Below are 17,466 nucleotides of genomic sequence, written 5' to 3'. Positions count from 1 at the left end.
TGGCATACGCGTTCTCGACTGGTTCGGCCTCGGTTCGCACGATCACGCCGGGCATGGCCACCATCATGACGGTCACGGCCCTCATGGCCATACGCATGGCGTGGTCGACCCCACCATCGCCACCACGACGCGCGGCATCTGGGCGATCAAATGGTCCTTCGTGGTGCTGGCAATCACGGCCGCGCTGCAGCTGGTCGTCGTCCTTCTGTCGGGCAGCGTGGCGCTGCTTGCCGACACCATCCACAATGTCGGCGACGCGGTCACCGCCATCCCGCTCTGGATCGCGTTCATGCTGGCAAGGCGCAAGCCGTCGAAGACCTTCACCTATGGCCTCGGCCGGGTCGAGGACCTTGCCGGCATCATCATCGTGCTCATCATCCTGTTCAGCGCCATCGTCGCCGGCTACGAGGCGATCGACAGGTTGATCCATCCAAGGGCGATCGAACTCCTGGGCTGGGTGGCGATCGCCGGCCTCATCGGCTTCATCGGCAACGAAGCGGTCGCCGTGTTCCGCGTCCGCGTCGGCCGCGAGATCAATAGCGCGGCGCTGATCGCCGACGGCTACCACGCCCGCACCGACGGCTTCACCAGCCTGGCGGTCGTCCTCGGCGCCATCGGCGTCTGGGCGGGTTTTCCACTCGCCGATCCGATCATCGGCCTGCTGATCACGATCGCTATCTTCGCCATTGTGTGGCAGTCTTCCAAAGCCGTGCTGACGCGCATGCTGGACGGTGTCGAGCCCGGCATCGTCGATGAAATTCACCATGCGGCCGAACATGTGCCGGGAGTGCGGCTCGTCGATGCGAGGGCGCGCTGGATCGGCCACAGGCTGCATGCCGACATCGCCATTGCCGCCGATGAGACCCTGCCGCTTGCCGAGGCGAACAGGCTCGCGGCTATGCTCGAGGACGAACTCTTCCAGCACATGCCGGCGCTGGCAGCGGCCAATGTGCGGTTCGAGCGGCACGATCACTCGCACCAGCATCACCATGGCCACGGCGACCATGCCGGACATCGGCACTGACGCTCGCCGAGTCCGGCGGCTATAGTCCCGCCCGATGCTTCAGACCCTTGTCGAGTTCCAGCGCACGATCTACCTGGCGCTCGCCGACCAGATCAAGCTTCTGGCGGCAGGCGGCGGTTGGCTGGCGTTCTTCTCCTTCCTGCCGATGGGCGTCGTCTTTGGCGCCGCTCACGCACTGACGCCAGGACACAGCAAGGCGGTGCTCGCCACTTATCTCGCCGGCTCGGATACGAAGGTGTCGCGCGGTCTGCTTGCCTCGATCGCTCTTTCCGCCACGCATGTGACGATAGCGGTGCTGATCGCCGTGCTCTCCCTGCCGCTTGTGTCGCTGGCATTGGGAAGCGTCGGTCGGGCGCCGCTGCTCGAAGATGTCAGCCGCGCGCTGCTCGGCGTGATCGGCGCGTGGATGGTCTGGCGCGCGCTTGGCCATGGGCATAGCCACAAGCATGAAGGGGAGGTCGTGGGTTTCATGGCCGGCCTGATCCCGTGCCCGCTTACGCTGTTCGTCATGACTTTCGCCATATCGCGCGGCGTCCCCGGCGCCGGCATCCTTTTTGCGTTGACCATGATGGTCGGCGTTGCGTTGACGCTGTCCTGCGTTGCCGTGCTGTCGATCTTGTTTCGCGAGCGGCTCGTGCATCTCTTCGACAGCCGGCCGCGCCTGTTCGACCTCCTCTCGCGCGGCATCGAGGGCGTTGCCGGCCTTGTTCTGGCCGGCGTTGCCATCTGGCAGGTTACGTCGAATTGAAGAGATAGGTCGCCTGTGTCACTTCACCTTCCGCCGGAACTTCGAATGGCAGCTCGAACAATCCTGCAGGATGAGATGCAGGAGATGCTCCGCCGGCAGCTTGGCAGGATCGACATGCACGGCGTTCGGCCGTTTGCCGAGCAGGCTGCCGCCATCCGTCGGCAGCATCGCGCCCATGCGCATGTCGCTGGTGATTTGCGCCGGCGCCCTTTCGGCCTTTGCGGCCAGCGCCGAGGCGAGCCCGCCGATATGGCGGGCGAGCGCCTCGAATTCAGGCCGCGCCTGATCGATCTCAGCCTTGGCGCCGGAGGGCGCGCCGAGCGTGCCTGACGGAAATTCGGCGATCAGGACGGGGCCAGTGCGGGTACGAAGCGTATCGGCCGCCGTCCGGAAGTCTGCAGCGTCATAGGCTCGCTTGCCGTCGAACATCTCGGCAACGGTTTTCGCCGCCGCCGCCATCGCCTTCATTGAAGCCTGGCGGGCAGCAACGACCGCGTCGCCCGAGGCCACGGCCAGCGGCGAGGACATAACGAGCGAGCCGGTAAGCGCCAGCATCGCCACCCGGGATGCGATGCCCGCCGTCATGCCGTGACGTCGAGAACGCCCATCATGCCGAGTTGCTCATGCTCGAGGATGTGGCAGTGATACATGCGCCGGCCAGGCTGCTCCTGGCGCAGCAGCAGCCGCAGCGTCTCGCCGCGCGCCACGTTGACGGTGTCTTTCCAGGCAAGGAAGGGCGGCCTGGAGATCTTGCCGTCGCGCTCGTGCTCGATTACCTGGAACTGCGTGCCGTGGACATGGAAGGGATGGTCCATGTCGGCCTGGTTGACGATCTCCCAGAGCTCGGTCTCGCCGGCCTTGCCGACGATGTCGACGCGCGCCATGTCGAAGGCCTTGCCGTTGATCAGGAAGCCCATTTCCATGCCGGTGGCGTTCATCGCCATGGTTTCGCTGAAGACCAGGCGCCGGCTAAAGGCGGGGGCAGGCAGCGGCGCGATCGGCCGCAGGCTCGCCGGCGGCGGCGGCATCGCTCCTCCGGCCTCTTCGGAGACGTCGATGGTCAGCAGTGTCAGCCCACCGTCTGCCGGGCGACCGGGCCCCATCCAGCCGCGATCGTAGTCAAGCGTGGCGAGGGTGACGAGGCCTGGCCGGCCGAAGGAGACGACCAGTTCGATGCGCTCGCCCGGGCTGAGCAGGATCTCGTCGGCCGCAACCGGCGCCGCCAGTAATCCGCCATCCGTGCCGATGACGGTCATCGCCGCACCTTCGAAGGCGAGCTTCAGGAAGCGCGCATTGGTGGCGTTGTAGAGACGCAGGCGCCGCACCGCGCCTTTCGTCACGGCAAGCCTGGGATTCTTCTGGCCGTTGACGAGCACATGGTCGCCGACGCGGCCGTTCATCAGGTCGGTCATGGTGTTGGCGGGCATCGAGCCGTCGGCGGCGAGCCTGAGGTCGGTGAGCACCAGTACGGTATCGCCATATTCGGCCGGCACCGGATCGGCCTTGGCCTTGACGACGAAGGCGCCGGCAAGGCCGCGATAGACCTGCTCGGCGGTCGTGCCGTGGGCGTGCGGATGATACCAGTAGGAGCCGGCCGACCCTTCCGGAAGCTCGAAGGCGTAGACGCGGTCAGTGCCCGCCGCCACCGGGTCCATCGGATTGCCGTCCTGATCGGCCGGCACCGGCATGCCGTGCCAATGGATGGTGCTGGCCTCGCCTTCGATCCGGTTGGCGAAGGTGATCTCGACGCGGTCGCCCTCGAAGGCCTCGATCAGCGGCCCCGGGCTCGTGCCATTATAGGCGAGGATCGGCGTGTCCAGCCCTTCGGCGAAGCGCGTGACGGCCGCTTCCGCCGTTAGCCGTGCCTTGAACAGGCCTGGCCGGCCGGCCGCGTTGGCGAGCAGCGGCAGGTCGCGCAACACCTCGCCCTCGGGCAGGGCGACGGCGCCTTCGGCCATCCCGCCCATGTCGTGCCCGGCATGGCCGCTCATGTCCATGCCGGACATGTCGTCGATCTTCATCTGCGCCAGCGCGCGTGGGCTCGCCAGAACCGTCGCCAGGCCTGCCGCCAGAAAACCGCGTCGATTCATCGTTTGCTCCTGGATATCGAGGGAGTCCGCCGCCGGATTTCTCCACGCTAAGGGTTCCAGTTGCTGGAAGGTCAAGCCGGATCGAGGGCTGAAGTCGGAAATTCAACGGAAGGGCGGCGGCGGGCTGATGGTCGTTGTCGACGTCACGTGATCGCGGCGATCGGCTTCTTCAATCCGGCGTTGCGCTCCGGAGCCTGGAACTCTTTCCGCTCCGGTCGGGTTTATAAGCGAGGCGAACCGCCATGGACGACAAACAGCCTGCCGAAAACCACCCGGGAAGGATCCTCGCCACCGTGCTGGCGATCTGCCTCATCATCATCGCCTTGTTCTTTATCGGCTTCAGATATTCGGAGCGCGACCAGGGAGCCTTGATCGTGCCCGGAGGGGTGCAAGGCAGCGAGTGAATCGGCCCGAAGCTTTGCCTGACGGACCGAAGATTCACGCCGGCTTGATGCGCTTGTGGCCGGCGCGCCTTTCGCGCGCCGACGAGACCGTAACACTTTGATTTTGCGTATGATCCTTTCAGAATGTTTTGGATCGCGCCAGGAAGAAACAGGTTTTTCGAAACGTTTATCGAATAGGCAACGCTCAACGCCTGGCGCCTGTCAGTAGCGGAAAATCCCTCCGGCACAGTGCGCATCGCGCCCGAGCCCAGGGAGGCAGAAACGTGTCCGCCAACGCCTATATCAACCGGATCGCGACGGCGGTGCCGCAGCACGACGTGCACCAGTTCTACCTGCGCTATGCAGCCTCGATGCTGGCCTCCGATCGCAGGCGAATATTCGAACGCATGGCCGGCCTCGCCGGCATCGAGCACCGCTTTTCCTGCTTCGCGCCCGCCCTCGAACCCGAAGGGCCGTCGGCCGATTTCGCCGGGACCTTCAGGCGCGGCGCGTTTCCCGGAACGGCCGTGAGAATGGCGATGTTCAGCGAAGCCGCCCCCATCCTGGCGCAAAGCGGCGTCGACGGGCTGCATCTTGGCGATGAGGCGTCGCGCATCACCCACCTCATCGTCACTACCTGCACCGGTTTCTCCGCGCCCGGCATCGACCTCGACCTGGTTCAGCGCTGCGGCCTGCCGGATGGCATCGAGCGCACGATAGTCGGGTTCATGGGCTGCTATGCGGCAGTCAGCGGCCTCAAGCTTGCCCGCCACATCGTCCGCTCCAACCCGCAAGCCAGGATCCTGCTGGTCAATATCGAAATATGCACCTTGCACATCAGGGAGACCGACGAGTTGGAAAAGCTGCTCTCTTTCTGCCTTTGGGGCGATGGCTGCGCGGCGACGCTCGTGACCGCCGAGCCGCCCGGCATCGCGCTCGACTCCTTCTGTTGCGCCGTCGCCGGCGAGCAGCGGGACCTGATGACCTGGGATATCCGCGACCACGGCTTCGACATGTTTCTTTCCGGCAAGGTCCCGGGGGCGGTCCAGGAAGTGTTGCGAAGCAGCCAGGACGCCATCCTTGGTGGCCGGCCGCCGGAGGCGATCGACCTCTGGGCCGTGCATCCCGGCGGGCGCAGCATTCTCGACGCCGTCGAAAGGGCGCTCGATCTCGAACCGGCCGCGCTCGAGCCGTCGCGCGAGGTGCTGCGCGGCTACGGCAACATGTCGTCTGCGACGGTCATGTTCGTGATGGAGAAGATGCTGAAGAAGCCCGGCGGACTGCTGGGCTGCGGCATGTCTTTCGGACCCGGCCTGACGGCCGAGACCATGCTGTTCAGGACCGTCTCATGACCGCCCTCGCGCAGCGCAGCCTTATCCCGGAAATCCTGGATGGGCTCGCCGCCGACGATCCACGGGCGCGCGCTTCACGCCGTGACCTCCGCCGCATCAACGCGCTGATGCTCCAGGCGCGGATCATGGCCTCATTGCTGAGGAAATTCGTGCCGAAGCCGCCGGGCCGCATCCTGGAGATCGGCGCCGGCGACGGCACCTTCATGCTGGCCGTGGCCCGGCGCATGGTCAAGCAGTGGCCGCGGGTGGAACTGACGCTGCTCGACCGTGTCGACGTTCTCACCGCCGAACTCTCGGTGGATTTCGACAGTCTGGGGTGGACGGTTGCAGGCATCACCGCCGACGTCTTCGACTGGGCGGAACAGGCCGGCGGCAGCCGCTACGACGCGATCACCGTCAACCTCTTCCTGCATCATTTCGATGACGCCGGGCTGCTGCGTCTGTTCTCCCTGCTGGCGCCCAAAGCGCCTTTGCTCCTGGCAACCGAACCGCTGAGATCGAAGCCGGCGCTCGTCGCTGCCGGCCTTCTGCCGGCGATCGGCGTCAACGACGTCACCCGGCACGATGCGGCCCAGAGCGTACGCGCCGGCTTTCGCGGCAACGAGCTCTCCGCTCTCTGGCTTAAGGTCAACGGCATGCCACTCGAGGAACGGCGTGCCGGTCCGTTTTCCCACGTCTTCGTCGGCGCCGGTAGCGGTTCCGATCTGGACCGATGACACGTCTGTCGACCCATGATGCGATCATCATCGGCGCCGGGCCGGCGGGAACATCCGTTGCGCTGACGCTTGCCCGGCGCGGATGGGCGGTAGCGATCGTGGAAAAGCGGCTGTTCCCGCGCCGCAAGGTCTGCGGCGAATACATCTCGGCAAGCAATATCGCGCTTCTCGACCGGCTGGAGATAGGCGACGCCTGGCGCGCCAGCGCAGGCCCGCAAATCCGCCGCGTCGGCTTCTTCTCCGGCAATACCCGCGTTGAGGCGGCAATGCCTCCGGCAAGAGCAGGGCGCAGTGCAGATGACGGCTTCGGCCGGGCGCTGGGCCGGGACGTGCTCGACGCTCTGCTCTTGCAGGCGGCGTGCTCGGCGGGCGCCGAAATCTTCCAGCCCTTTTGGCCCGTCGCCATCGACCGGGATGGCGACATGCAGACGGTACGTATTCAAGCCAGTAATGTCAGCGACGAACACACGATGTTGCGGGCGCCGGTGATCGTCGCGGCGCACGGTTCCTGGGAACCGGGCCCCCTGCCAAGCCAACTCGCAAAGTCCAGCCGCCCGTCGGACCTGCTCGGCTTCAAAGCGCATTTCATCGGATCGTCGCTCGCAACTGATCTGATGCCGCTGTTGGTATTTCCTGGCGGCTATGGCGGCATGGTCTTCGCCGACCATGGCCGGCTGTCGATCTCCTGCTGCATCAGGCGCGACGTGCTCGCGCGGCTGCGCGGCAACCATCCCCCCGAACAGGATGGTCCCAAGGAGAATGGCCACCTATCTGCGGCCGATGCGGTCTGCCGCCACCTCATGTCATCCTGCCGGGGCGTGAGCGATGTCCTGGAGGGAGCCCGCCTCGACGGTCCATGGCTTGCGGCCGGACCGATCCGGCCCGGCATCCGCGCCTGCTACGAGCACGATATCTTCCGGGTCGGCAATGCGGCCGGGGAATCGCATCCCATCATCGCCGAAGGCATCTCGATGGCGCTTCAGTCCGGCTGGCTGCTGGCTTCGGAGCTCGGCGGGGCGCCAACGGGCCAGGCGGGCCGCGAAGCGGTCGGCAGACGCTACGAGGCCACCTGGAGAGGATTGTTCTCGACCCGGGTCTACGCAGCCGCGGGCATCGCCCGGCTTGCATTTTGCCCCGGCGGTCCAGCCTTGATGAGGGTGGCTGTCCGGAATCTTCCGCAAGCGCTGACATTGGGCGCGCAGCTGAGCGGCAAGACAAGGCGAGTTCCCGGATTTGGCTGACTGGCCAGTTTTTTCGGATGGCCGGAGCTTCCTGTCGCCACGCCGCATTTTAACCCTAATCCGCCTCTAGCCGGCTGAAGACGTTGCGGTTCCGGTCTTCACGTTTTCTTGACACAGGCCGGAAAAACGGGCAGCAAGGCAAGTGAGGGAGAGCATTTTTACCATAGCGGAGACTGTGGAGGGCTCTTTTTTCGTGTCGACCGCAGTGCAATCGGCGGTCGCTGGAGGGATTGGTTAACCATCTTTGTCCATCTTTTGAATCAATCGGCAACAGACGCGTGAAGGTGCAGGGGGCACCAGGCGAACTGTGATCGTGACGGGTGCCAGGTCCGCGAACCGGCATGCCGATTGAGAGTGGTTGTATGGCGTCTTTGCGTTTGAAAAGCCGGGGTAATGCTCCTGAAGAGGGAGTAACTTCGAAGAAATCTGGTGGTCTTTGGGTTGCGGTGCCTGCTGTCGGCGCCGCCCTTGCTCTATGGTCCGTGGCGACCATGGCTGGCCTCTATTCGGTGGGCACCTCGCTCACCGCCGCCTCCAACCGATTGCCGCCGAGCCTGCTGGCGCCGGGCAGCATCGCGCTCGCCGATCCGCGCCGCGCGACTGCCAGTTCCTGGATGCTGCAGCTTCCGGTTGGCGCCCCGCATCGGCAGGCGCTGCTCGGGCGCTGCGATGCGGGCTGCGTGCGCCAGGCCTCGAGCTTCGCCGCTGCCGGCAATGCCGGCAAGATGGCCCGCCTCGCATCCGCCCACCCCGATAGCATCACGCCGAAGATGGCCGCGCCGGAAACCGTGGCGCACGCAGCCTCGACCGACCGCTTCGACAGCGTCGTCGCCAGGGCAAAGCTGTCGCCGCAAAAGCTGGCGGAGGCCTTCGCCCGCGCGCAGGACAAGCCGGCCCTGCTGGCCAGCCTGCCGGCCGATGCCCGCTTCGCCGAACCGGTTCGCCTGCCCGACCAGCAGGGCCCGGCATCGGTGCGCTTCGGGCCGCAGGTGGCGGAAATCGAACGCTCGTCGCGACTGGCCCTGGCGCTCGCCAATGCAATGCCGGAGGTCGACATGCTGGCGCCGCCGCCATCGGTGGCTATGGCCGGGCCTGACGCTGGGCAGGAGCCGGCCGAAGTTCAGCTCGCCTCGCTGCCGCCGCAAGACGAGATGCCGGACGCAGTTCCGCTGCCAACCGGCCGGCCGCAGGCCGAGATCGATCAGCCGGCCCCCAAGGCCTTGGCTCCCAAGGGCCAGGCCAGCAGGACTGATGCGCCAGGGACCGAGACGCCACAGGCGGCAAGGACCGGCAAGGCCCAGTCGGCCAAGGCCGCCGATGTGCCGCCGTCCGGGAAGGCGTCGATCCTATCGCCGCGCAGCTCGGAGCAGGCGGCCGTGCCGACCCTCCCGGGCGTGCAGGCCAGCCAGGGCAAGCCGGCCAAGCCGGGCAAGCGGTCGAAGGCCCAGGACGCGGAGATGCTCGCCTACGCCAAGCCCGACATGCCGGAGCGCGGCGCGGGCGGCGTGTTCGGCAACCTGTTCAGCAACAGGCCAAGCGTGGGCAACGGCGTCGCCGTCTATGACATCTCGACAGCGACGGTCTACATGCCCGATGGTTCCAAGCTGGAGGCGCATTCGGGGAAGGGCGCCATGGCCGACCAGCCGCGCTTCGCCAACCGCAAGAATTCCGGCCCGACGCCGCCCGACACCTACAATCTGTCGATGCGTGAATCGCGCTTCCACGGCGTCGAGGCGATCCGGCTGACGCCGACCAGCGGCAGGAACAAATATAACCGCAACGGTCTGCTCGCCCATACCTATCTGCTGCGCGGCTCCCCAGCCCAATCCAGCGGCTGCGTGGCCTTCAAGGATTATGGCCGCTTCCTCTCTGCCTTCAAGAAGGGGAAGATCAAGCGCCTGGTCGTTGTGCCGCGCCTGAACGGGTCGCCCACCCAGGTCGCCCAGGAAGGCCGCCAGGGCTGACCCGCCCGCCACTATGCCGGCAGCAGCTAGTTGCCGGTAGGCTGCCTTTGATCTCTTAACGGTTTGCGGTCTTTACCGCCGTTGACGCACGGCGCGGTCGACGCACGCGCTTGATGTCTTCGCCACGTCTCTTGCAACAGCGGCAGTGACCGGTTCCATCGAATTGCGGATGAGGAAAGGGGGAACTCCCCCTCCCAGAAAGCATATATGGCGCAGCCCGGGCTTGCGGCAAGCCCCCGGCAATGCCGTATGTACGCTGCCCTTGACCTCAGTTTAGGAAAGGGAGTTTGCATGCGGATTTTACTGTCGACCTATGGCTCGCGTGGCGATGTCGAACCGGTGGTGGCGCTCGGCGCGCGGCTGCAGGACGTCGGCGCCGAGGTGCGGGTAAGTGCCCCCGGCGATGAGGAGTTCGCCGCTCTGTGTGCCCGCGCCGGCGTCCCACTGGCGCCGGCCTTTTCGCCGGTGCGCGAATGGGCCAAGGAGATGATCCGGCGCAGGAGATCGGCATCGCCCGAGGGCGTGGCAGCGCTCGTCTCCGGCCAGGCGGCCGAGATCGTCGCCAGGCAGTATGATGCGCTGGCGGCAGCCGCAGAAGGCTGCGACGCGGTGGTGGCTTTCGGTCTGTTTCCGTCCTGCGCCGCCGCGCGGTTGGTCGCGGAGCAGCGGGGCATGCGCTACATGCTTGGCACGTTCTGCCCCATCTGGCTGCCTTCGGCGCACAACCGGCCGCATGAATATCCGGGCCATCCTCTTCCAGCCGGGGTAACCGACAACCGGCTGCTGTGGCAGACGGACATCCTGACCAAGAACGCACTGTTCGGCGGTGCGATCAACAGCCACCGCGCCTCGCTCGGATTGCCGCCGGTGGCGAATGTCCGCGACTATGTCTACGGCGATCCCGTCCTGCTCGCCTGCGACGCGACGTTGGGGCCGTGGCAGCCGTCGGATCTGATCGACGCCGTGCAGACCGGCGCCTTGATTCTGCCGGACGAACGGCCGCTGCCCGACGGCCTGGAGGCGTTCCTCGAAGCCGGCTCTCCGCCGGTCTATGTCGGCTTTGGCTCCATAGCGGTCGCCAGCGAATCTGCCCGCGCGGCCATCGAGGCGGTCCGGGCTCACGGTCGCCGTATTGTGCTCGCGCCTGGCTGGGCCGAGCTCGGCCTGATCGACGACCGCGACGACTGCTTCGCCGTTGGCGACGTCAACCAGCAGGCACTGTTTGGCCGGATGGCCGCCGTCATCCATCACGGCGGCGCCGGCACGACCGTCGCCGCTGCCCGGGCAGGAGCGCCTCAGCTCGTGGTGCCGCAGATCGGCGACCAGCCCTATTGGGCTCGGCGGGTGGCCGAACTTGGCATAGGGGCGGCGCATGACGGCCCTATACCGACCACGGCGACATTGTCGGCAGCCCTTGCGACGGCGCTCGCGCCGGAAACCCGCGCCCGGGCGGTCGCGCTCGCCGGCTCCATCCGCGGCGACGGAGCGGCGGTGGCCGCCAGGCTGCTGCTCGCTGACCTAGGCCGGGGCGGGAGCTGACCTCATTGCTTCAGCTCCGCCAGCGCCCTTTCGAGCGGCGCTGGCGAGATCTGGATCGGGCCGGAGAAGGGTATGTCCATGTCCATGATCAGATAGAGCGCGGCGGCGACCAGGGCCGCCGACACGACGAAGGTGGCGACGACCGTTGCGTTGCATGGCGCCCTGAAGCCGAAGCTGGCGAAGATCAGCATCAGCCAGGCGACAAGAAGCGCGATCAGCGCTCCAGGGATCGCGCCTTCCGACTGTTCGGCCAGCACCCAGCGCAATTCGATCACCTTCTGCAGCTGTTGGCGGGCATCCCGCAGCATGTCTGCATGCCTGTCGTCGGGCGGCGTCAGCACGCTCACCTGGTCGCCGACATTGTCGAGCAGCAGCTCAGACAGCCGGTTGGCGACGATCGGCGATTGCTGGCTTGGCGAGGTGGCGTCGACGACGCGCTGCACATAGGCGATCAGCGGCTGGCGCGCGGCTTGCGTCTCGGGGCCGTATTGCCGCAGCGACCGGTCGAGCAGGATCAGCTCGGTCGCATAGGCGTGCAGATTGTGGTCGATGGCTTCGAATGTGTTCTTGGCCGAATTGATCATCAGGCCGAGCACCAGCGAGGTCATCACCACGAACAAATTGGCGGCGAGCCGCACGATCGCGCTGGTATCGTCCTGGCGGTGATGCGGCGGAAAGCGACCATGGATCAGCAGGCTGGTGAGCGACGCTCCGGCCAGGCAGACAAAGATCGCGACCCCAAGCAACGCTTCGCGCATGGCTGATATTGTAACCGAGACGCGGCGTTTGCCAAAGGGTTGCCGGGTCGGGTTGATTCAGAGTCGGAGGAGGGGCGCCTATTGCGCTGGTTTGGAAGGGTTTTCGAGGCCGGAACTTTACGCTGGAGGGGCGGCAAGGCTCGCCTCGGTTCTCGTTCCGCGCAACGCCTCCTCGCGCCCTTGGGACAGAACATCACCATCGAAAACGTTTCCATTCGCGCCTGGGCGGACTATGTATGACCGGGGCGGGTCGGTTCCGGTTTCACCACGAGGATGTCATGACAATACGCGCTGTCGTCTGGGGCGAGAATATCCATGAGCGCACCAATGAGGTGGTCGCGTCGATCTATCCCGAGGGGATGCACACCACAATCGCCAACGCGCTGAAGGCCGACCCCGGCATACAGGCTTCGACCGCGACGCTGGAGCAGCCCGAGCACGGTTTGCCCGAAACGCGGCTGGCCGAGACCGACGTACTGGTCTGGTGGGGCCACAAGGACCATGGCGCCGTCGTCGACGAAGTGGTCGAGCGCGTGGCGCGCCGCGTCTTCGAGGGCATGGGGCTCATCGTCCTCCACTCCGGCCATTTCTCGAAGATCTTCAAGCGGCTGATGGGCACGCCCTGCACGCTGAAATGGCGTGAGGCCGGCGAGCGCGAGCGGCTCTGGGTGACGAGCCCCAGCCACCCGATCGCCGAAGGCGTGGGCGAATTCTTCGAGTTGGAGAACGAGGAGATGTATGGCGAGCAGTTCGCCGTGCCGGAGCCCCTGGAGACGGTTTTCATCTCCTGGTTCCAGGGCGGCGAGGTGTTCCGTTCCGGGCTCACCTACCGGCGCGGCGCCGGCAGCATCTTCTACTTCAGGCCGGGCCACGAGACCTATCCGACCTATCACGACGCCACCGTTCACAAGGTGCTGCGCAATGCGGTGAAATGGGCGCATAACCCGCAAGGGTCAAAGCCCGCCATACTCGACGCGCCGAATGTGCCGGTCGACAAGGCGCTTGAGCCGATCGTCGAGCGCGGCGGCAAGTTGCACGCGGCGGGCGAAGCCGGCTTCCGCTAAAGCAATTCCAGGAAACGTGCGCAGCGGTTTTCCGTCCGGAATTGCGCGCGCAACAGAAAGCGTTCCGGAAAAGGCGGCGTTTTTTCCTTCTGGGATTGCGTAAGAATCGCGCTTAGACCACAGTCGCTCATATCATTGAATCGAACCAATCCGCTCGGAGGAGCAAAAAATGCGGCTTTTGATACTCGGTACCGGCTGGATGGCGCAGGAACATGCCCGCCGTTTCAGCGCTATCGATGGCGTCGACATCGTCGGCGCCGTCGATGTCGATCCGGCCCGGGTCGGCGAATTCGCCGACAGCTTCAAGATCCCCACCCGCTTCACTTCGCTGGAGGAGGCGCTGAAATGGGGCGAATTCGATGCCGTCGCCAATGTCACGCCGGACCGCATCCACCACCCGACCACCATGGCGCTGATCGCCGCCGGCAAGCCGGTGCTGTGCGAGAAGCCGCTGGCCGAGAACTTCGGCAAGGCAAGCGAGATGGCAGATGCGGCTGAAGCCGCCGGCATCGTCAACATGGTGAACCTCACCTACCGCAATGTCGCCCCCTTGCAGAAAGCGCGCGCCATGGTGCAGGCCGGCGAGATCGGCACGGTGCGCCATGTCGAGGCCTCCTACCTGCAGAGCTGGCTGGTGTCGAAATTCTGGGGCGACTGGCGCACCGATCCGAAATGGCTGTGGCGCCTGTCGCGCGGCCACGGCTCGAACGGTGTGCTGGGCGATGTCGGCATCCACATCCTCGATTTCGCCAGCTATGGCGCGGCGCTCGACATCGACCATGTCTTCTGCCGCCTGCGCGCCTTCGACAAGGCGCCGGGCAATCGCATCGGCGAATATGGACTCGACGCCAATGACAGCTTCGCCATGACGCTGGATTTCTCCAACGGCGCCTTCGGCGTGGTGCACGCCAGCCGCTGGGCGAGCGGGCATCTGAACGAGTTGAGGCTGCGCATCTACGGCGACAAGGGCGGCATCGAGGTGGTGCACAATCTCGACGGCTCGCTGCTCAAGGCCTGCGTTGGCGACAATGTCGAGAACGCCAGATGGGAGGTGCTCGACGCCGGCACGGTGCCGACCAATTACCAGCGCTTCGTCGATGCGGTGAAGAGCGGCGTCCAGCCCGAGCCGTCTTTCCGCCACGCCGCCGAATTGCAGAAGGTGCTGGATCTCTCGGTGGTATCCGACGAGAAGCGCGCCGAACTGAGAGCGCACGCGGACACGCAGTGAGGGTCGAACTGCCGATCTCCGCCGGGAGCAAAGTCGTCGCAGGACCGGGGTCAGCGTTTCCAGAAATCGCGGTGCGGCGCGATCAATTCGTCGGCGATTTCGGGGAAGGGGCCAAAGACCTCGATCTTCTTCTGGCCGGAATCGAGCACGGTGCGCGAAGAAAGGCTCATCGTCGGGTTCTCCGCGTGATCCCCGGTGAGCGCCAGGAGTTCGGCCTCCTCGAAGCCGTAGACCAGCCGGCCGATGTTCGCCCAATAGAGCGTGCCCGTGCACATCGCGCAGGGCTCGCCGGTTGAGACCAGCGTGCATTGCCAGAGGAACTCCGGCTCGTACGCCTCGGCAGCGCGGCGCGCGAGCTCGGTCTCGGCATGGCGCACCGTGTTGAGATTGCCCTGCCGCATCAGCACGCGATCATCGGGCCCTACCAGCACGCAGCCGAACGGATGATGCCCATGCGCTGCCGCCTCGCGCGCGACGGCGTCGGCGGATCGGAGGTGGGCGAGCATTTGATCGCGGGTCATGGCAATACCCAATCATGCCGACATCCAGCCGAGGAGCGGCTGTTGCGCCGAGATTGCTGCCAAGTGTCACGAATGGCAAGGGCTAACCGCCGCCAGGCAGGCCTGCCAAGGGCCGCCGCGCTCCGTGGCAGGCGAGGCGCAAGCGTCCTTCCGCCGCGCCGCCGAACTCAATAAGGTGCCGACCTGCGCTGTCCCGGACAAGGCAGGGGCGGAGCTGAAAGGAGCGGTCATGATCACCCGTCGCGCGGAATGCTCCTGCGGCCAGCTTTCAGCCGTCTGCTCGGGCGAGATCGTTCGCATTTCCGTTTGCCACTGCCTGGACTGCAAACGGCGCACCGGCAGCGCCTTCAGCTACAATGTCCGCTTCAAGGAAGGTGACGTATCGATCCAGGGACGGGCGGCGGATTTCACCCGCATCGGCGAGCAGGGCGGCCGCGTCAGCTACAGCTTCTGCCCTGATTGCGGCACCACCGTCCACTACCGGATCGACACCCAGCCCGGCGTGATCGCTATCCCGGTGGGCGCCTTCGCCGACCCGTCCTTCCCGCCGCCGTTCCAGTCCTTCTATCACGACAGCCGGCGCTGTGAGTGGGTGGAGATTAGCGCCGAGCCTCTGGCGAAAATCGGCTGACTTCTTGCGAGCGTTCTTCGCGCCGCTATTGCCCTGCCCGATAAATCGTCACCGCGGCCGCCACCAGGGCCGCATTGCCGGCCGCGATGCCGCCGTCCGGCAATTCCTTCCCGTCCTCCAGCCCGACGCGGGTCGAAAGCTTCCGCGCCGCCGCCCGCTCGACGAACGGCCAAACCGTCGCATTCTCGCCATGCAGCAGGATCGAGCGTCGGATGCCGGCGCGCTCCAACACCTTTTCGATGCCGTCGGCGACGGCGTAGGCTTCGTCCAGTGCCTGCTCGGAAATCTCGATCAGCACGCGCAGCACCCGTCCGCCATGGTCGAGGCTGACCAGCCGCTCGGCGTCGGCGATGGAGGCCAGGCCCGCCTCGATGCCGATGCCGCGCTGGCGCAGGCTTTCCATCACGACAGGCGCCGCCGTCTCGCTGAGATTGACCGAGGCATAGTCGGGCAACTCATGCCAACCGGCGATGGCGACCAGCGTGCGCAGGTCGTCCTTCTCGATCCAGGCGCCGGTGGAAACGCCGATCAGCGTGCCCGGACAGGCGCGGCGCAGCGCCAGCACGGTGCGGTCCATTGCTGCCGGCGCGAGGCTCTCCAGTCGGTCGGCGCCGCGCGCATGGACATGCAGTTCGGCAGCACCCGCCGCAACCGAAGCCGCGCCGTCGCGGGCCATGGCGTCGGCGTCGAGCGGCAGTGCGGGATGGAAATCGGCGGAACGGGCGCCATTGATGCAGGCCTGGACGATCATGACTGGCAATCCGGTTGCAATGCCAGTCTAGCGCAGGGCGGGGTCAGCGGGAACGGCGGTAATGAAAGCGCTACAGGGTGATCCCGGTGGCGCCGCGACTTTTCGCGCCCCCAGCCCCGCCGAGCCTTACCCCAGATGCTCCTTCCGTAACCTCTCCTTCATCCGCGCCAATGCCGGCGCGCCATCCGCCGCGAATTCCCTGGCAATTCGAGCCAGGCTCTCGTCCGCCTTGCGATATTTGCTGCCCCAGGCGCCGAGCGTCGCCAGCACCGGCAGGAGGTCGATGCCGGCCTCCGTCAGCCGGTAGATCGCCTTCAGCCCGTGCGTCGGGTCTTCGCTGCGGGTGAGGATGCCTTCGTCCTGCAACGTCTGCAGCCGCTCGGCGAGCGTGCGCGACGAGATGCCCTCGTCAGATTGCAGGAACTCGCGAAAATGCTTTTTCCCGGCGAAGACCAGGTCGCGGATGATGAGCAGCGTCCAGCGGTCGCCTAGCAGTTCGAGCGAGAGGCTGATCGGACAGCCGGACCTTTCCCTGGTCGACATTGATTTGCTTCCATTTGTAAATCACTTTACAATTGACATCATTCGTTCCTTCGCGTCAACTGGTTCCAAAAGTAAACCGTATGTGAGCAACGCGAAGAGGACCGCGCAATGAAAAAGCTGATCCTGCAAATGCAGATGTCGGTCGACGGCTTCGTCGGCGCCGATGAGGACCATCGCTGGCAGCTTTGGGAATGGGGCGACGACAGCGACTGGGACGATGCGCTGAAGCAGGACTTCAACGCTGTGTTCGAAACCGTCGACACCATCCTGCTCAGCCGCAAGATGGCCGAGGAGGGCTATCTCACCCCCTGGGGCAATGCGGCGAGGAAATTCCCGAAGGACCGTTTCTACGCCTTCGCCCAGCGCATCGTCGAAGCGCAGAAAGTGGTGTTGAGCGACAGGCTGAGGACTTCGCGATGGGAGCGCACGCGGGTCGCCAGCGGCGACCTGCCGCGCGAGGTCAATGCGTTGAAGGTGGGCGAGGGTGGCAACATCGCCGTCTTCGGCGGCGCCGGCTTCGCCTCGGCGCTGATCGCCGCCAGGCTGGTCGACGAGTTCCAGTTCTTCATCAACCCGGCGGTGCTGGGCAGCGGCCGCCGCATATTCGATCAGGGCGGCTTCGCCAGGCTGAAGCTCATAGGCTCGAAGGCCTATGCCTGCGGCATGGTGGTGAACCGCTACGCGCCGACCGGGCGCGCGACCTGAATCAGGCCGGCAGCACGCCGTCGCAACGGCTTGTTCGCCCGCCACTTTCCCGCATCGTCGTTGGCCGCGGCCGTGAAGCACCGGGCCTCGTGCGACGTCAGGCCGATGAGCACGCGCCCGGCATAGGCGGCGGGCTCGTCCCTGACTGTATCAAACACCGCCCAGCTATGATGGGGCGGCTCCTGCACCGCTACAAACCTCATTCGAG

Annotated in this window: 18 protein-coding genes and 1 pseudogene; 12 read left to right on the top strand and 7 right to left on the bottom strand. The window is 65.8% G+C overall.

The window, feature by feature from the left end:
* Positions 1 to 4 precede the first annotated feature (4 nt).
* Both EN786_RS05175 and EN786_RS05170 read left to right on the top strand, forming a co-directional pair.
* Positions 5 to 961: pseudogene (locus EN786_RS05175) on the top strand (cation diffusion facilitator family transporter); the annotation flags it as partial.
* Between the two features lie 97 nt (positions 962 to 1,058).
* Positions 1,059 to 1,772 (top strand): ABC transporter permease, encoded by a 714-nt coding sequence (locus tag EN786_RS05170; protein WP_127311825.1) that lies wholly within the window; start codon positions 1,059 to 1,061, stop codon positions 1,770 to 1,772.
* 18 nt (positions 1,773 to 1,790) lie between these two features.
* Here the strand turns inward: EN786_RS05170 and EN786_RS05165 are convergent, their stop codons facing one another.
* Together EN786_RS05165 and EN786_RS05160 are read right to left on the bottom strand one after the other, a co-directional pair.
* On the bottom strand, positions 1,791 to 2,357 hold the full coding sequence (locus EN786_RS05165; RefSeq protein WP_127311826.1) for a cytochrome c: 567 nt from the start codon (positions 2,355 to 2,357) through the stop codon (positions 1,791 to 1,793).
* The gene (locus EN786_RS05160) at positions 2,354 to 3,862 is read right to left on the bottom strand and encodes a multicopper oxidase family protein (RefSeq protein WP_135908040.1); all 1,509 of its coding nucleotides are present in this window, start codon (positions 3,860 to 3,862) and stop codon (positions 2,354 to 2,356) included. Before EN786_RS05160 ends, EN786_RS05165 begins: the two co-directional genes overlap by 4 nt.
* A gap of 242 nt (positions 3,863 to 4,104) precedes the next feature.
* Between EN786_RS05160 and EN786_RS37600 the strand changes: the two genes are divergently transcribed.
* The 6 genes from EN786_RS37600 (at position 4,105) to EN786_RS05135 (ending at position 11,057) form a co-directional block, all read left to right on the top strand.
* Positions 4,105 to 4,266 (top strand): hypothetical protein, encoded by a 162-nt coding sequence (locus tag EN786_RS37600; RefSeq protein WP_189340653.1) that lies wholly within the window; start codon positions 4,105 to 4,107, stop codon positions 4,264 to 4,266.
* A gap of 263 nt (positions 4,267 to 4,529) precedes the next feature.
* On the top strand, positions 4,530 to 5,597 hold the full coding sequence (locus tag EN786_RS05155; RefSeq protein ID WP_127311583.1) for a type III polyketide synthase: 1,068 nt from the start codon (positions 4,530 to 4,532) through the stop codon (positions 5,595 to 5,597).
* Positions 5,594 to 6,313, top strand: coding sequence for a methyltransferase domain-containing protein (locus EN786_RS05150; protein ID WP_127311584.1), 720 nt, complete (start codon positions 5,594 to 5,596; stop codon positions 6,311 to 6,313). The genes EN786_RS05155 and EN786_RS05150 overlap by 4 nt, the downstream gene beginning before the upstream one ends.
* A complete protein-coding gene (locus EN786_RS05145) occupies positions 6,310 to 7,554 on the top strand; it encodes an NAD(P)/FAD-dependent oxidoreductase (RefSeq protein WP_127311585.1) in 1,245 nt (414 codons plus the stop codon). The genes EN786_RS05150 and EN786_RS05145 overlap by 4 nt, the downstream gene beginning before the upstream one ends.
* A gap of 491 nt (positions 7,555 to 8,045) precedes the next feature.
* Positions 8,046 to 9,518, top strand: coding sequence for a tlde1 domain-containing protein (locus tag EN786_RS05140; RefSeq protein WP_246688718.1), 1,473 nt, complete (start codon positions 8,046 to 8,048; stop codon positions 9,516 to 9,518).
* Positions 9,519 to 9,809: 291 nt separating this feature from the next.
* Positions 9,810 to 11,057, top strand: a complete 1,248-nt coding sequence (locus tag EN786_RS05135; RefSeq protein ID WP_127311248.1) for a glycosyltransferase — start codon at positions 9,810 to 9,812, stop codon at positions 11,055 to 11,057.
* Between the two features lie 2 nt (positions 11,058 to 11,059).
* On the opposite strand, the gene EN786_RS05130 is transcribed toward EN786_RS05135, so the two are convergent.
* A complete protein-coding gene (locus tag EN786_RS05130; protein ID WP_127311247.1) occupies positions 11,060 to 11,815 on the bottom strand; it encodes a DUF4239 domain-containing protein in 756 nt (251 codons plus the stop codon).
* Positions 11,816 to 12,093: 278 nt separating this feature from the next.
* On the opposite strand from EN786_RS05130, the gene EN786_RS05125 reads away from it, so the two are divergent.
* Positions 12,094 to 12,879, top strand: coding sequence for a ThuA domain-containing protein (locus tag EN786_RS05125; RefSeq protein WP_127311246.1), 786 nt, complete (start codon positions 12,094 to 12,096; stop codon positions 12,877 to 12,879).
* Positions 12,880 to 13,048: 169 nt separating this feature from the next.
* Positions 13,049 to 14,107: a Gfo/Idh/MocA family oxidoreductase gene (locus tag EN786_RS05120; RefSeq protein ID WP_127311245.1), complete on the top strand. Its 1,059-nt coding sequence runs from the start codon at positions 13,049 to 13,051 to the stop codon at positions 14,105 to 14,107.
* Positions 14,108 to 14,157: 50 nt separating this feature from the next.
* Here EN786_RS05120 and EN786_RS05115 read toward each other — a convergent pair whose 3' ends face one another.
* Entirely contained in the window at positions 14,158 to 14,628 is a 471-nt protein-coding gene (locus tag EN786_RS05115) for a nucleoside deaminase (RefSeq protein WP_127311244.1), read from the bottom strand.
* A 124-nt stretch (positions 14,629 to 14,752) separates the two neighbouring features.
* On the opposite strand from EN786_RS05115, the gene EN786_RS05110 reads away from it, so the two are divergent.
* Positions 14,753 to 15,259 (top strand): GFA family protein, encoded by a 507-nt coding sequence (locus tag EN786_RS05110; RefSeq protein WP_246688717.1) that lies wholly within the window; start codon positions 14,753 to 14,755, stop codon positions 15,257 to 15,259.
* A 25-nt stretch (positions 15,260 to 15,284) separates the two neighbouring features.
* Here EN786_RS05110 and EN786_RS05105 read toward each other — a convergent pair whose 3' ends face one another.
* Complete coding sequence (locus EN786_RS05105) at positions 15,285 to 16,010, bottom strand: 3-keto-5-aminohexanoate cleavage protein (RefSeq protein WP_127311243.1); 726 nt, start codon at positions 16,008 to 16,010, stop codon at positions 15,285 to 15,287.
* Positions 16,011 to 16,136: 126 nt separating this feature from the next.
* Positions 16,137 to 16,553 carry a helix-turn-helix domain-containing protein gene (locus EN786_RS05100; RefSeq protein WP_127311242.1) on the bottom strand — a complete coding sequence of 139 codons (417 nt, stop codon included), beginning with the start codon at positions 16,551 to 16,553 and terminating at the stop codon, positions 16,137 to 16,139.
* Between the two features lie 108 nt (positions 16,554 to 16,661).
* Here EN786_RS05100 and EN786_RS05095 point away from each other — a divergent pair, with 108 nt between their 5' ends.
* Entirely contained in the window at positions 16,662 to 17,258 is a 597-nt protein-coding gene (locus tag EN786_RS05095) for a dihydrofolate reductase family protein (protein ID WP_135908036.1), read from the top strand.
* Here EN786_RS05095 and EN786_RS05090 read toward each other — a convergent pair.
* The gene (locus EN786_RS05090; RefSeq protein WP_127391949.1) at positions 17,231 to 17,461 is read right to left on the bottom strand and encodes a hypothetical protein; all 231 of its coding nucleotides are present in this window, start codon (positions 17,459 to 17,461) and stop codon (positions 17,231 to 17,233) included. The genes EN786_RS05095 and EN786_RS05090 overlap by 28 nt on opposite strands.
* Positions 17,462 to 17,466 lie beyond the last annotated feature (5 nt).

The sequence above is a fragment of the Mesorhizobium sp. M4B.F.Ca.ET.143.01.1.1 genome, assembly GCF_004792275.1.
Taxonomy (GTDB): Bacteria; Pseudomonadota; Alphaproteobacteria; order Rhizobiales; family Rhizobiaceae; genus Mesorhizobium; species Mesorhizobium abyssinicae.
Note: the sequence above shows the minus strand (reverse complement) of the source record. Positions and strands in the feature narration are given on the sequence as shown.

What these genes read in the sequence shown, in the direction of transcription:
- EN786_RS05170 (WP_127311825.1), top strand. Translation starts at nt 1,059, where the DNA reads ATGCTTCAGACCCTTGTCGAGTTCCAGCGCACGATCTACCTGGCGCTC.
- EN786_RS05165 (WP_127311826.1), bottom strand. Translation starts at nt 2,357, where the DNA reads ATGACGGCGGGCATCGCATCCCGGGTGGCGATGCTGGCGCTTACCGGC.
- EN786_RS05160 (WP_135908040.1), bottom strand. Translation starts at nt 3,862, where the DNA reads ATGAATCGACGCGGTTTTCTGGCGGCAGGCCTGGCGACGGTTCTGGCG.
- EN786_RS37600 (WP_189340653.1), top strand. Translation starts at nt 4,105, where the DNA reads ATGGACGACAAACAGCCTGCCGAAAACCACCCGGGAAGGATCCTCGCC.
- EN786_RS05150 (WP_127311584.1), top strand. Translation starts at nt 5,594, where the DNA reads ATGACCGCCCTCGCGCAGCGCAGCCTTATCCCGGAAATCCTGGATGGG.
- EN786_RS05145 (WP_127311585.1), top strand. Translation starts at nt 6,310, where the DNA reads ATGACACGTCTGTCGACCCATGATGCGATCATCATCGGCGCCGGGCCG.
- EN786_RS05140 (WP_246688718.1), top strand. Translation starts at nt 8,046, where the DNA reads ATGGCTGGCCTCTATTCGGTGGGCACCTCGCTCACCGCCGCCTCCAAC.
- EN786_RS05135 (WP_127311248.1), top strand. Translation starts at nt 9,810, where the DNA reads ATGCGGATTTTACTGTCGACCTATGGCTCGCGTGGCGATGTCGAACCG.
- EN786_RS05130 (WP_127311247.1), bottom strand. Translation starts at nt 11,815, where the DNA reads ATGCGCGAAGCGTTGCTTGGGGTCGCGATCTTTGTCTGCCTGGCCGGA.
- EN786_RS05125 (WP_127311246.1), top strand. Translation starts at nt 12,094, where the DNA reads ATGACAATACGCGCTGTCGTCTGGGGCGAGAATATCCATGAGCGCACC.
- EN786_RS05120 (WP_127311245.1), top strand. Translation starts at nt 13,049, where the DNA reads ATGCGGCTTTTGATACTCGGTACCGGCTGGATGGCGCAGGAACATGCC.
- EN786_RS05115 (WP_127311244.1), bottom strand. Translation starts at nt 14,628, where the DNA reads ATGACCCGCGATCAAATGCTCGCCCACCTCCGATCCGCCGACGCCGTC.
- EN786_RS05105 (WP_127311243.1), bottom strand. Translation starts at nt 16,010, where the DNA reads ATGATCGTCCAGGCCTGCATCAATGGCGCCCGTTCCGCCGATTTCCAT.
- EN786_RS05100 (WP_127311242.1), bottom strand. Translation starts at nt 16,553, where the DNA reads ATGTCGACCAGGGAAAGGTCCGGCTGTCCGATCAGCCTCTCGCTCGAA.
- EN786_RS05095 (WP_135908036.1), top strand. Translation starts at nt 16,662, where the DNA reads ATGAAAAAGCTGATCCTGCAAATGCAGATGTCGGTCGACGGCTTCGTC.
- EN786_RS05090 (WP_127391949.1), bottom strand. Translation starts at nt 17,461, where the DNA reads ATGAGGTTTGTAGCGGTGCAGGAGCCGCCCCATCATAGCTGGGCGGTG.